We start from the raw sequence: 13,076 nt of genomic DNA on the forward strand, positions 1-13,076 counted from the left end.
TCCCCCTCCACCCGAAAGGAACATCCGCATGTTCTACGAGATCCGGCGCTACCAGAGCCGGCCCGGCCGCCGCGCGGAATGGATCCGCTATATGGAGGACGTGGTCATCCCCTTCCAGACCGCCAAGGGCATGATCGTCACCGCGTCCTTCACCGACGAGGAGGACAAGGACGGTTACGTCTGGATACGGCGCTTCGAGAACGAGGCCCAGCGCGAGACGCTGTACGCCGCGGTCTACGAGAGCGACCGGTGGACGAAGGAGATAGGGCCTGTGGTGTACGGCCTGCTGATACCGGAGAAGTCCGTCGTCACCCGCGTCACACCCACGCCCGCCTCACCGCTGCAGTAGGGGAGCTCTCATGACCACTGACACCGTCCCCACCACGTCGTCCACCGACTACTCGATCACCCGGGCCACGGCCGGCGCGTTGATCGCGGCCGTGCACGCGGCCGCGGCCCGGATCGGCTTCGAGGCAGCTGTCGCCGTCACCGATGCCGGGGGTCACCTGAAGGCGTTCGACCGCGCCGACGACACCCCGTTCCTCACCGCCGAGGTCGCCGTCGACAAGGCCTGGACCGCCGCGTCGTTCCGGACCGCCACCCATGTGTGGAACGAGTACCTGGCCGACCGTCAGGTCGCTCCCCTGGGCCACCACCCCCGCCTGCTGGCGGTCGGCGGCGGTTACCCGATCACCACCGGCGGCCGGTGCATCGGTGGCCTGGGCATCTCCGGCGGCACATACGAGCAGGACCAGCAGGCCGCGGAGGCCGCCCTGTCCTCCCTCGGCTTCGATCTGCCCTGACGGCCCGCCCGTTGCCGGCCAGTACTCCCCGTACCCGCTCTCCCGCCCGGCGCGACTCCGCACCGGAGCCGTCAACCAGCCCCACTTTCACGGAGGTTCAGCCATGACCGACCAGACCGATGCCGCGCCGGCCCTGGAGCCGGCCGCGGCCGAGTTCGCCGCCGCGACCGCCGAGCCGCCCTTCCTCTTCGACCTCGGCCCGGCCGAGGGCCGCAAGGCCGTCGACCAGGTCCAGTCCGGGGACATCGCCAAGCCCGCCGTCGACGAGGAGTGGCTCACCGTCCCCGGCGGTCCCACCGGCTCGGTACGCACGCGGATCGTCAGGCCCGAGGGCGCCACCGGCCCGCAGCCGGTGATCGTCTACCTGCACGGCGCGGGCTGGGTGTTCGGCAACGCCCACACGCACGACCGCCTGGTACGCGAACTCGCCGTCGGCGCAGGGGCCGCGGTGGTGTTCCCGGAGTACGACCTGTCCCCCGAGGCCCGCTACCCGGTCGCCATCGAGCAGAACTTCGCGGTCGCCCGCTGGGTCGTCACCGACGGCTCCGCCAAGGACCTGGACGCCACCCGGATCGTGGTCGCCGGCGACTCGGTCGGCGGCAACATGGCCGCCGCCCTCACGCTCATGGCCAAGGAGCGCGGCGGCATCCCGCTCGCCGGGCAGGTGCTCTTCTACCCGGTCACCGACGCCGCCTTCGACACCCCCTCCTACCACCGGTTCGCCACCGGCTACTTCCTGCGCCGCGACGCCATGCAGTGGTTCTGGGACCAGTACACGACCGACCCGGCCCAGCGCGCCCAGATCACCGCCAGCCCGCTGCGCGCCACGGTCGGCCAACTGGAGGGTCTGCCACCGGCGTTGGTCATCACCGCGGAGGCCGACGTCCTCCGCGACGAGGGCGAGGCCTACGCCGCGAAGCTGCGCCAGGCCGGCGTCCATGTCACCAGCACCCGCTACCCCGCGATCATCCACGACTTTGTGATGCTCAACGCGCTGCGCGGCACCAAGGCCGCCGAAGCCGCCCTCACCCAGGCCATCGACTTCCTGCGCCACGTCTTCGGCACCGCTTGAACCCACACCGGGCCCCGCCCTGGTCCCACGCCGACTCACCACAGCCGCGGTTCACCCCTTGCGTCACCTTCCGCTACCGGGCTTGCCTTGAGCAGGGAAAATCCGGAGCTCGCAGAACAGTGGGGAGTCGCCGTGGACGGGAACCGCTTCGCCGGCAAGGTCGTCGTCACCGGCGGCGGGTCCGGGATCGGCGTCGCCACCGCGTATCGCTTCGGGCGCGAAGGCGCCACGGTGATCGTTATGGACGGCCCGGCCCCATGAGCCAGGCACTGATCGTTCCGGCAGTGGTACGCGCCTCCTCCTCGAGGACGCTCCAGTGGTCGCCGACGACATCGGCGGTCGCGCACGGAGCGGGCCAAGCGGTCTGCCGCCAGCCCCCGCCCGGGGACGGGGGCCGGGTGGCGCGGATCAACAAGGTGGGAATCGGCATGGGTTCCGGGGTCCAGCCGCGGGCCAGGCGGCTGTAGGCGCCCAGGGCCGCCAGGGAGGTGTCGTCCACCACGGCATCGAACTGCTCGCCCAGTTCGAGGGCCGGGCGGGCGGGCATGGCCAGCAGCCACGGCCGGTCCTCGTCATCCGGGGTGACATGGTAGGTGTCGACGAGGACGAGACCGGCCAGCGGAGTCGCGGTGCCCGCCAGCCGGGCGGCCACGGAGTGAGCCGCACAGCCGCCCATCGAGTGGCCGACGAGGACGTAGGGGCGGTCCCCGAGGTGTTCCCGCACGGTGGCGGCGTGGAGTTCCGTGAGGGTCTCCCAGGTGCCGGGGACGGCCTCTCCTCGGTCCAGTGCGGGGTGCCGGAGTTCGAGGACGTCCCGCTCGCCCCGGAAGAAGGAAGCCAGGGTGGCGAAACCGGGGCGGCCCAGGCCGGGGGTGAAGGCGGGGAGGCACACCAGCGCGGGACCGTCGTCGTCCCCGCCCTCGGCCAGCCGGAGGGGGGCGAGCGCGTGGCGGGTGGCCTCGGTGGCGTCGAAGGCGGGCAGCGCAAGGGAGGCGGTGACGAGGAGATGCATGGCCGAGACGACATCGCCGGTCCCGCACACTCCTCGGTAGAGGGAGGCGAGCGTCCGGGGCGGTCGGGGCTCGGTTTTCTCCTCCGGCCCCGGTTCCCCCGGCAATGCCTCGTACAGGTGGTCGGCGAGTTCCCGGGCGCTCGGCAGGTCGAAGACGGCGGCCGCGCCCAGGGACAGGCCGGTACGGGCGTTGAGCCGGTTGCGCAGCAGGACGCCCGTCAGGGAGTCGAGGCCCAGCTCGGTGAGGGGGCGGTCGGGGGGCACGGCGGACGCGTCGGGGTGGGCGAGGACCTCGGCGGTCTCCTCGCGGACCAGTTCCAGCAGCGCGGCGCGGCGGTCGGGGTCCGGCAGCGCGTCGAGTCCTCGCCGCCAGGCCGCGGGCGTCGCGCTCCCGGAGTGCGCGGTGGGGCGGGCCGGTGGGAGCGGGGTGTTCAGGAGCGGCGGGGTGCCGCCGGGAGGGGCGGTGGGGTGCGGCGGGGCGAGCAGCAGCGGGGCGAGCACCGGGGCGTTCATGTCCAGGGCGGTGTCGAACAGGGCCAGCGCGCGGTCGGGAGGCATCGCCCGAAGGATGTCGTCTGCCGCCCGGCCGGGGCGGTCCGCGCGGGCCGCCGCCATCCCGTCCGGCCCGCCCCAGGGTCCCCAGGCGAGGGAGAGCGCGGGCAGGCCCACGGCGGTGCGGTGCCGGGCGAGGGCGTCCAGGAAGGCATTGGCGGCGGCGTAGTTGGCCTGGCCCGGGTTGCCCAGCAGCCCGGCCGCCGAGGAGAACAGGACGAAGTGCGACAGGGGCAGGCCCTCGGTGGCCTCGTGCAGGTTCCAGGCCGCGTCCGCCTTCGGTCGCAATACGGCGTCCAGGCGTGCGGGGGTGAGGGCCGCCAGGACGCCGTCGTCGAGGACTCCGGCTGCGTGCACCACGGCAGTGAGGGTGGACGCGTACCGGGTGATCACCTCCGTCAGCCGTTCGCGGTCGGCGGTGTCGCAGGCGAGCACGTCCGCACGGGCCCCGGAGCGTTCCAGCGCGGCCCGCAGCCGCTCGGCCCCTGGCGCCCGTGGGCCGCGTCGGCTGAGCAGGACCAGGTGCCGGACCCGATGCCGGGCGACCAGGTGCCGGGCGAGGAGCGCGCCGAGGCCCCCGGTGCCGCCGGTGATCAGCACGGTGCCGCCGCCCAGGGCACCGCCGCAGGCACGGTCCCCCGTCGCGGGCGTGAGCCGGGGAACGCGTACGGCGCCTTCGCGCAGGGAGAGTTGTGGCTCACCGGTGGCAAGGGCGGCGGGCAGGAGCAGCGGGGACGAGGGGTGGTCGTCGAGGTCGACCACGGTGAGCCGTCCGGGGTGCTCCGACTGCGCGGACCGCACCAGGCCCCACACGGCGGCGGCCGGCAGGTCCGGAGCGTCGCGGAAGGCGCCGCGGGTGACCACGACCAGCCGCCCGCCACCGTCTGCCGGACGGGACAGGTGCTCCCGCAGCACGCACAGGGCGCGTGCGGTGAGGACGTGCGTGGCTTCGGCGGGGCTCTTCGCCGCGGCCGCCGGTGGGGCGGCCAGGGAGACGACGGCCGGCCCGGGGCCCGTACCGGCTCCGGAGAGCGCTGTCCGGAGTCCCAGGTCGTCGGGTTGCGTCACGGTGAGCGCCGGTCCGTCGTCATGGACCGGTACACCGACCCAGTGCGGGCGGTACAGGGCCCCGGCTCCGTCCTCGGAGAGTGACGTCGGCAGCGGACGCGTGGTCACGGACCCCACCCGGGCCACCGGAGCGCCCGCGGGATCGGTGAGATGCGCGCTGACCTCGTCCGCGCCGACGGTGCGGACACGCACCCGCAGTGCCGTGGCGCCGATGGCGTGAACTGCCGTGTCTCGCAAGGTGAAAGGGAGGCGGGCGGGGCCGACGGAGCCTGCGGCGAGCAGGGGCGCGTGCAACGCCGCGTCCAGCAGGGCGGGATGGATGACGCAGCGTCGCGCTTCGGAGTGCAGCTCGGCAGGCAACCGCACATCGGCGAACAGCTCACCCGAACTCGGGCTCCGCCAGAGGGCGGTGACGCCCCGGAACGCCGCCCCATAGGCGTGTCCCGCCGTGGCCAGTCGCTCATAGGCGCCGGTGAGGTCCAGCGGAACGGCTCCTTGGGGCGGCCACGTCCCGTCATCGCCCTCGCGCTCCCGGGCTCGTGGTACGGGGCCGAGCCGTCCCGTGGCGTGGTGGGTCCAGTTACCGAGCGGGCCCGCCGTCCGGGGGCGGGAGTGGATGTCCACCGCGCGGTGTCCGGCGGCGTCCGGTTCACCGAGCTCCACCTGTAGCTGTATCCGTCCGTCCCCGTCGGGAAGGGCCAGCGGGGACAGCAGTACCAGCTCCTCCAGTCCGTCGAGTCCGCACATCCCGCCCGCGTGGAGCGCCGTTTCCGCGAACACCGCCGCGGGGACCAGGGTGCTCCCGGCGACGACATGGTCGCGCAGCCACGGCTGGTCCGTACCGGACAAGTCACCCGTGCACACCAGACGTTGGGTACCGGGCAGCGTGGCGGCCCCGGTCAGCAGTGGATGGGCGCGGCCGTCCGTGCGGGGTGCGGACGGCGCGGCGCCGCCGGGCAGCCAGTGGCGCCGGCGCTGGAACGGGTACGTCGGCAGGTCCACCCGCCGGGGGCCGCTGCCCTCGTACACCCGGCGCCAGTCGACCCGGATTCCCTCCACATGCAGCCGGGCCACGGCGGACAGCAGCGCGGCGGGTTCCGGGGCACCGCTCCGCGCGGTGGCGAGGAACACGGGTGCACGGCCGTCCTCTTGGGCGGACCCGGCGGTGGCCGCCGCGGTGAGCTGCGCTCCTGGACCCAACTCCGCGCAGACGGTGATGCGTTCGTCGTGCGTCAGCCGGTGCACGACATCGGCGAAGCGCACGGTCGCCCGGGCATGCCGTACCCAGTACGCGGCCGAGCGCAGCTCGTCCCCTGCGGCCGGGCGACCGGTCACGGCGGACATCACCGGGATGCGCGGCTCGTGGTGGGTCAGGCCGGCGGCGACGCGTTCGAAGGCGGCCAGGGCCGGTTCCATCAGCGGGGAGTGGAAGGCGTGGGCGACCCGCAGCCGGGTGGCGCGCCGGCCGCGGGCGGTGAAGCGGTCCGCGACGGCGAGTACGGCCGCCTCCTCGCCGGAGACGACGACCGAGTGCCGGGCGTTCACGGCGGCGACGGCCGCCCGGTCCGCGAGGTCGCCCAGTGCCGCAAGGGCCTCGTCCTCGGAGGCTTCCAGGGCCACCATCGCTCCGCCGCCGGGGAGTTGCTGCATAAGGCGTCCTCGTGCGGCGACGAGGGCGACGGCGTCCGGTTCCGTCAGGATGCCCGCGACATGGGCCGCGACGATCTCGCCCAGGGAGTGTCCGGCCAGGACGGCGGGACGGATCCCCCAGGATTCCAGCAGCCGGAAGAGGGCCACTTCGAAGGCGAACAGTCCCGCCTGGGCGATGCCCGTCCGGTCGCGGACGGCCGTGGCGTTCGTGGTGCCCTCGGGAGCCCACAGCACCTCCCTCAGCGGACGGAGGCCGTCGCCGAAGGCCGCGTCGAAACGGGCGCACAGGGCGTCGAAGGCCGCGCCGAAGACCGGGAACGTGCCGTGCAAGGCGCGTCCCATGCCGGGGTGTTGCACCCCCTGTCCGGTGAAGAGCACGGCGAGGCGGGCCGTGGGCCCGGTGGTGGTCCGGACCACCGCGCCCGCCAGGGGCGTGGGGCCGTCCGCCGCCAGGCTGTCCAGAGCATCCAGCAGAACAGCACGATCGCCGGCCTCCACAGCGGCGCGGCAGGAGAGCGCGGCGCGGGTGGTGGCCAGGGAGAAGGCGACGTCGAGTGGGGACAATCCCGGTTCCCCGCGCAGCAGTTCGGCGATCCGTCGGCTCTGGTCGCGGAGCGCGCCCGCGTCAGCACCGGACAGCAGCAGCGGCGGTACGAGGGCCACCGGATCGGCATCCCGCCCGGCATCGGCCCCGGGGACCGCCTCTTCCAGGATGACGTGGGCGTTGGTCCCGCCGATCCCGAACGCCGACACCCCGGCGCGGCGGGGCCGTCCGTCGGCCGTCGCCCACTCCCGGTCCTCCGTCAACGGCCGCACGCCGCCCGCATCCCAGTCCACCTGTGGTGTCGGCCGCGCGCAGTGCAGGATGCGCGGCAGCCGCCCGTGGCGCATGGCCATGACGGTCTTGATGACGCCGCCGACACCTGCCGCGGCCTGGGTGTGCCCGGTGACGGACTTCAGCGCGCCCAGCCACAGCGGGCGGTCCGCCGGGCGGTGCTGCCCGTAGGCGGCCTGGAGTGCCCGGGCCTCGACGGGGTCGCCGAGTGCGGTGCCGGTGCCGTGTGTCTCCACGGTGTCGATGTCCGCGGGGGACAGTCCGGCGTCGGCCAACGCCCGCCGGATGACATCCTGTTGGGCCGGGCCGCTGGGGGCGGTGAGCCCGTTGGAGGCGCCGTCGGAGGCGACGGCCGAGCCGCGCAGCACGGCCAGCACGGGGTGGCCGTTGCGCCGGGCGTCGGACAGCCGCTCCAGCAGGACCAGCCCCGCGCCCTCGCCCCAGCCGGTGCCGTCCGCCGTCGTGGAGAAGGGCTTGCAGCGGCCGTCCGGCGCCAGTGCGCGCAGCCTGCTGAAGGCGACGAACGACGCCGGAGTGGCCATCACGGTGACTCCCCCGGCGACGGCCAGCGCGCACTCGCCGGAGCGCAGCGCCCGCGCCGCCCAGTGCAAGGCCACGAGTGAGGACGAGCAGGCGGTGTCCACGGTCACGGCGGGCCCTCGGAGCCCCAGATGATGGGCGAGACGGCCGGACGCCACGCTGCCCGCCGACCCCAGCGCGAGGTGCGCCTCCAGCTCGTGGGGCCCATGGTGCAGGAGGCGTCCGGCGTAGTCGTCGTGCATGACGCCGACGAATACGCCGGTGTCGCTGTCCCGCAGGGTGAGCGGGTCGATACCGGCCCGCTCCCACAGCTCCCAGGAGATCTCCAGCAGCAGCCGCTGCTGCGGGTCGGTGGCCAGGGCTTCGCGCGGGGACATGCCGAAGAAGGCCGCGTCGAAGTCCGCGGCCCCGCGCAGGAATCCTCCCCGGCGGGTGACGGACGTGCCGAGGCGGTCCGGGTCGGGGTCGTGGATCCTCGCCACATCCCAGCCGCGGTCGGCGGGGAAGCCGGACGTCGCGTCGGTTCCGTCCGCGACCAGGTGCCACAGTTCCTCGGGAGAGGTGACATCGCCGTCGGCGCCCGGGTAGCGGCATGCCATGGCGACCACGGCCACCGGTTCCCCGGCCGTCGCGGTACGGGATGTTCCGGCTGCCGATGCGGTCTCCGGGTCGCCGAAGAGGGTGGCGTACAGGCTGCGGGCCACGGCGGCGGGGGTCGGCCGGTCGTACACCAGGGTCGTGGGCAGGGTCAGTCCGGTGGCCGCGGCGAGCCGGTCGCGCAGCCGTACCCCCGCGAGGGAGGTGAACCCCATTCCGGCGAAGGGCAGTTCCGGGACCACGTCCTGACCCGGCACGTCACCGGCTTCGGCCACCGCGTCGAGGACCAGGCGCAGTACGGCTTCGTGGCGTGCGGACGCGGGCAACGGCCGCAGCCGTTCGAGGAGTTCCGAGGTGGCCGTGGCGCGTAATGCCGCGGCCTCCTCGGCCGACTGCCCGGCCAGCGCCCGCCGTTGGACCTTGCCCGAGCGCGTCCGGGGCAGCTCGGTCGTCTCATGGAACTCGTGAGGCACCTTGACCGCCGACAGCCGTGCCCGGCACGCGGCACGGAGGGCATCGGTGTCCACGCCCTGGGGGCCGGGTACGACGAACGCGACGGGCACCTCGCCCAGCACGTCGTGCGGCCTGCCGACGACCGCCGCGTCCATCACCCCGGCGCAGTCCAGCAACACCCGCTCGACCTCGGAGGGGTTGACGTTCTCACCACCGCTGATGATCAGGTCCTCGACCCTGCCGGTGACGCACAGACCGCCGTCCCGGGTGCGGCGGCCGAGGTCTCCGGTGCGATACCAGCCGCCCCGCAGGGCCCGGGCCGTCTCGTCGGGGCGACGGTGATAGCCGGTCATCAACTGGGGGCCGCGGACCCGGATCTCCCCCTCGCCTCCGTCGGCGACGTCCTCGCCGGTCGCCGAATCGGTCACCCGCACCTCGACGCCGGGCACCGGCACCGGCAGCCCGTCGGGCCCCGCGCCGTCGAACGGGGCGACCGCGATCTTTCCGCAGGTCTCGGTGGAGCCATAGCCGTCGAGCAGCGGAACGCCCAACTGCCGCTCGACCTCCGAGCGCAGCTCCGGCGGGCAGGGCGCGCCCGCGCTCACGCAGCGGCGCAGCCCCGGCAGTGGCCGCCGGGATGTGTGGGACAGTTCGTCGAGCAGCAGCCGGTACGTTGCGGGCACACCGGCAAGGAGGGTGAACGGCCGCTCGGTCAGCGCGTCCGCCGGACGGGCACCGCGGTCGAGGAGGTAGGCGCCGGCCCCCACCGTGACCACCCCCAGCAGACACAACGAGTGGGCATAGGCGTGAGCCATCGGCAACGGCCAGAGCAGCCGGTCCTGCGGCCCCAGCCCCCACAGCGGGACGTAGGCCGCCGCCACCGACCACAGCGCGGCGCGCTGAGTGGACACCACGCCCTTGCCCGGCCCGGTCGTACCCGAGGTGTAGAGGATCCAGGCCGGTTCGTCGAGGCCGAGGTCGTCGCGCGGCGGGAGTCCGGGGTCGCTGCCGGCCAGTTCCCCGAAGGCGGCCGTGTCCACCGCCAGCGTCCGCAGACCCGGAGCGGCGTGTCCGAGCGCCGGCAGCAGAGCGGCCCCCGTGACCACCAGCGCCGGGGCGCAATCACCGACCAGGTAGGCCAGTTCGTCCTCCGTCGAGCCGGGGTCGAGCAGCACCCCCACGGCCCCCGCACGCAGCACGGCCAGCCAGCTCTCCACCAACTCCACCCGGTTGCCCACGCAGAGCGCCACCCGGTCACCGTGCCGTACGCCCATCCGCCGCAGATGACCCGCCAGCCGGGCGGACCGCCGCTCCAGCTCCCCGTAGGTCACACTCCGCCGGGCGTCCTCGTAGGCGACGCGGCCCGGCCCGCGTGCGGCGTGCTCCTTCAACGCGCCGGGCAGAGGCCGGATCAATAAGTCGCGCACCTGCTTCGCACCTTCGCCCATGAGGCCGCCTTCCCCCGAACCCGCACCGCGGTCGCCCCGGCCAACATACTCGGCCATGCGCGTGGACGTGCACCGAGGAAGCCGTTGAGGCGAAGGCGGGCGCTCCGCTGTGGAGGGGGGCACGAGCGGGGCGGTCCAGGTGCACGGGGCCGCCGGCAGGTCCTGACCCCGCCGCCGTTGCTCGCCTCGCGGGCAGCGACTCCCCCGGCGTCCTCTCGGCGGGCGACAGCTACCGGGCGGCCGGCGCCCGGCGGGCAGGGCGCCCCGGTCCGAACCCGGGTCAGAGCGCATCGGCAGTGACCACCGCATCCACTACACGGCGTCGCCGTCCGCCCCCGGCGCCGGGGCGATGCGGAGGGCGGCGACGAGGTCGCGGTAGAGGGCGTCCTCGCCGAGGAGTTGGGCGTGGGTGCCCAGGGCGCGGAGGCGGCCCTGGTCGAGGACGAGTATGCGGTCGGCATCGCTCACGGTGGACAGGCGGTGGGCGATGGTGACGACCGCGCCGCGGGTCGCCGTGCGGCGGACGACGTCGCGTACGGCGGCTTCGGTGAGGCCGTCCAGCTGGGCCGTGGCCTCGTCGAGGAGCAGGATGTCGGGGTCGCCGACGAGCGCGCGGGCGAGGGCGATGCGCTGGCGTTCGCCGCCGGACATCGTCGTGTCCGTCAGGACGGCGTCGAGTCCGTCGGGCAGGGCGCGCATCCTCGCGTCGAGGCGGACCTCGCGCAGTGCCGCCCACAGGGCGGCATCGTCGGCGTCGTGGTGGCGGCAGAGGAGGTTCTCCCGCAGGGTGCCGGGGAGCAGGGGGGCGTCCTGTTCGACGTAGGCCATGCGGGCTCGGACGGCGTCAAGTGGCCATTGCGAAAAAGGAGTTCCGTCCAGGGTCAGTTCGCCGTGCTGTGGCTGGAGGAAGCCGAGCAGGAGGGAGAAGACCGTTGTCTTGCCCGCGCCCGAGGGGCCGACGATGGCGGTGTGGCCGCGGCGCGGGATGGTGAAGGTGAGGTCGCTGAGGGCTGGGGGGCCGTCCGGGCGGTGGCGGGCCGTGACCTTGTGGAAGGCCACCACGGAGGGAGTGGGTGCGGTGAGCGGGGCGGGGGCGGGGGTCAGGTCTTCCGCCTCCAGGTGTTCCAGGGCGCGGATGCGCTCCGCCGCAGCAACGCCTGACTGGAAGTTGCTCACGGTGCGGGTGAGGCTGGTGACCGGGTCGAGGATCTGGAAGGCGTAGAGCAGGAAGGCGACCAGGCTGGAGACGGGGAGCACGCCCGTGGTCACCCGCCAGGCGCCGAGGGCGAGGACGACCAGGATGGCGATGTGGATACCGCCGGTCGCCACGGTCCAGGCGACGGCCTCGAAGCGTACGGCGCGGATGCTCTGGCGCGTCGACTCCTGCGCCTCGGCGAGGACCTTGGCGCACTGACGGCCTTCGGCGCGGCTCGCCTTGACGGTGCGGATGGCGCGCAGGGTGCCCTCCAGTACGCCGCCCAGGCGGCCCACCGCCGCCTGGGCCTCGCGCTGGGCGACCGCCATCGGCGGCATCAGCACGGCGACCACCGCGCCGATGACGGCGATGGCGCCGAGCGTGGTGCCGAGCAGGACCCCGTCGAGGGTGCCCATCAGGGCGAGGGCGCCGACCAGCAGGACGACCGCGTTGACGAGGTCGGCGATCGAGCTCGTCGCGGCCTCGCGCAGCAGGAGGGTGTCCGAGGTGACGCTGGTGACGAGTTCGCCGCCGGAGCGGCCTGCCAGCGCCGCGACCCGGGCGTGCAGCAGCAGCCGGACCATGGAGCTGCGGGCCTCGAGCACGATGCGTTCGGCCAGGCCGCCCAGCAGGATCCACTCCACCAGCGCGCACCCGGTGCCGACGAGGAGCAGGCCGACGAGCACGGCGATGGACGGGCCGACCGGCGCCCGTTCGTCCAGTCCGTCCAGCACGTGCTTGGTGACCATCGGGGTGGCCAGTTGGGCGAGGGTGGTGCCGAGGCCCAGCAGCAGGCCCAGTACCAGGGCGCGGCGGTGGGGGCGGACGAAGGACCACAGGACATCGATGTTGCGCGAGCGCGTCACAGCAGGGGGAAGGCGTAGGAGAAGCGGTTGAGGTGCATCATCATGCACGACAGCAGGGCCCCGCCCTTGTGGTACTCGGACAGGTTGAAGTAGGAGACCTCGAAGGCAAGCCGGGAGGCGATGTCCTCCAGCTTCCGGTTCTTGCGCACTTCGCTGTCGTATTCGTCGGTGCCGGCCTTGAGGTCGTGTATGTGCGAGGAGTTGAGGAGGACGTTGTCCAGGCGTACGGAATTGCAGATGCCCGTGTAGGCGTCGTCCTCGTCGATGTCGAGTATCTCGGTGCGTTTCTCGAGTTCGCGTATTTCCGCTTCGTCGTAGAGCGCGGTGCATACGAGGGTCTTCTGGTCGGTGAGCGGGAAGACCGAGCAGTCGAGGTGGTAGAGGTGGGGGTCGGTCATCCGGAGCTTGACGACCTCCATGCCGAAGGTCCGTTCCATCCAGTCGTATGTCTCGCGGTCGGAGCGCTGGCCGTAGCCGCCGACGTAGACGTTGTCGTGGAGGTGCTTGAGCTCGGCCTCGCCCTCGAACCGGGTGGGTGGGACGTGGGTTTCGTAGCCCATCGCCTTGAAGAACTCGGTGCCGACCGGGGTTTCCGCCTGGCGGGGCGGTGAGGTGTAGCGGGAGATGACGACGGTGTTCCGGTCCTCGAGGTGTTCCAGCACGATGCCGAGGTTGGCGGTGAAGACAAGGTCCTGGAGCCCGGTGGTGCGCGGTGTGGGCAGGAGTACCACGAGGGCTTCGGAGGCCACGTAGTTGTAGAGGTCGAGGAACTGGGCGAAGGCGCGCTGGGTGTCGGGTATCCGTTCCTCCGCGGTCAGTTCCTCCATCCAGACGTTGTTGGGGACCTCACAGGTGTAGGAGAAGGGGGCGTTCATGAGGAAGGCGGGCCGCCGGAGCTGGGTGGGATTGGCCGGCCGGTCGGCCAGTCCCTCCCATGGCTCGCTGGACGTCTCGGGTGGTCGTACTGCTTCTGACATCGGTGCGT

Annotated in this window: 7 protein-coding genes; 4 read left to right on the forward strand and 3 right to left on the reverse strand. The window is 73.4% G+C overall.

The features are described from left to right. The first annotated feature begins 28 nt into the window (after positions 1–28). From ACIHFE_RS25165 to ACIHFE_RS25180, 4 genes are all read left to right on the forward strand, one after another. Entirely contained in the window at positions 29–349 is a 321-nt protein-coding gene (locus ACIHFE_RS25165; RefSeq protein ID WP_400109858.1) for an NIPSNAP family protein, read from the forward strand. A 10-nt stretch (positions 350–359) separates the two neighbouring features. After that, positions 360–803 carry a heme-binding protein gene (locus ACIHFE_RS25170; RefSeq protein WP_400109860.1) on the forward strand — a complete coding sequence of 148 codons (444 nt, stop codon included), beginning with the start codon at positions 360–362 and terminating at the stop codon, positions 801–803. A 103-nt stretch (positions 804–906) separates the two neighbouring features. Beyond that, complete coding sequence (locus tag ACIHFE_RS25175) at positions 907–1,875, forward strand: alpha/beta hydrolase (protein WP_400109862.1); 969 nt, start codon at positions 907–909, stop codon at positions 1,873–1,875. Between the two features lie 132 nt (positions 1,876–2,007). Further along, positions 2,008–2,136: an SDR family NAD(P)-dependent oxidoreductase gene (locus ACIHFE_RS25180; protein WP_400109864.1), complete on the forward strand. Its 129-nt coding sequence runs from the start codon at positions 2,008–2,010 to the stop codon at positions 2,134–2,136. On the opposite strand, the gene ACIHFE_RS25185 is transcribed toward ACIHFE_RS25180, so the two are convergent. The 3 genes from ACIHFE_RS25185 to ACIHFE_RS25195 all read right to left on the reverse strand — a co-directional run bounded on the left by ACIHFE_RS25185 (position 2,114) and on the right by ACIHFE_RS25195 (position 13,068). Continuing rightward, positions 2,114–10,030 (reverse strand): SDR family NAD(P)-dependent oxidoreductase, encoded by a 7,917-nt coding sequence (locus tag ACIHFE_RS25185; RefSeq protein WP_400109866.1) that lies wholly within the window; start codon positions 10,028–10,030, stop codon positions 2,114–2,116. The genes ACIHFE_RS25180 and ACIHFE_RS25185 overlap by 23 nt on opposite strands. Before the next feature lie 312 nt (positions 10,031–10,342). Further along, positions 10,343–12,091 (reverse strand): ABC transporter ATP-binding protein, encoded by a 1,749-nt coding sequence (locus ACIHFE_RS25190; RefSeq protein ID WP_400109868.1) that lies wholly within the window; start codon positions 12,089–12,091, stop codon positions 10,343–10,345. Beyond that, complete coding sequence (locus ACIHFE_RS25195; RefSeq protein WP_400109870.1) at positions 12,088–13,068, reverse strand: dimethylarginine dimethylaminohydrolase family protein; 981 nt, start codon at positions 13,066–13,068, stop codon at positions 12,088–12,090. The genes ACIHFE_RS25190 and ACIHFE_RS25195 overlap by 4 nt, the downstream gene beginning before the upstream one ends. Between the last annotated feature and the right edge of the window lie 8 nt (positions 13,069–13,076).

The organism is Streptomyces sp. NPDC052396 (genome assembly GCF_044593195.1).
GTDB lineage: Bacteria > Actinomycetota > Actinomycetes > Streptomycetales > Streptomycetaceae > Streptomyces.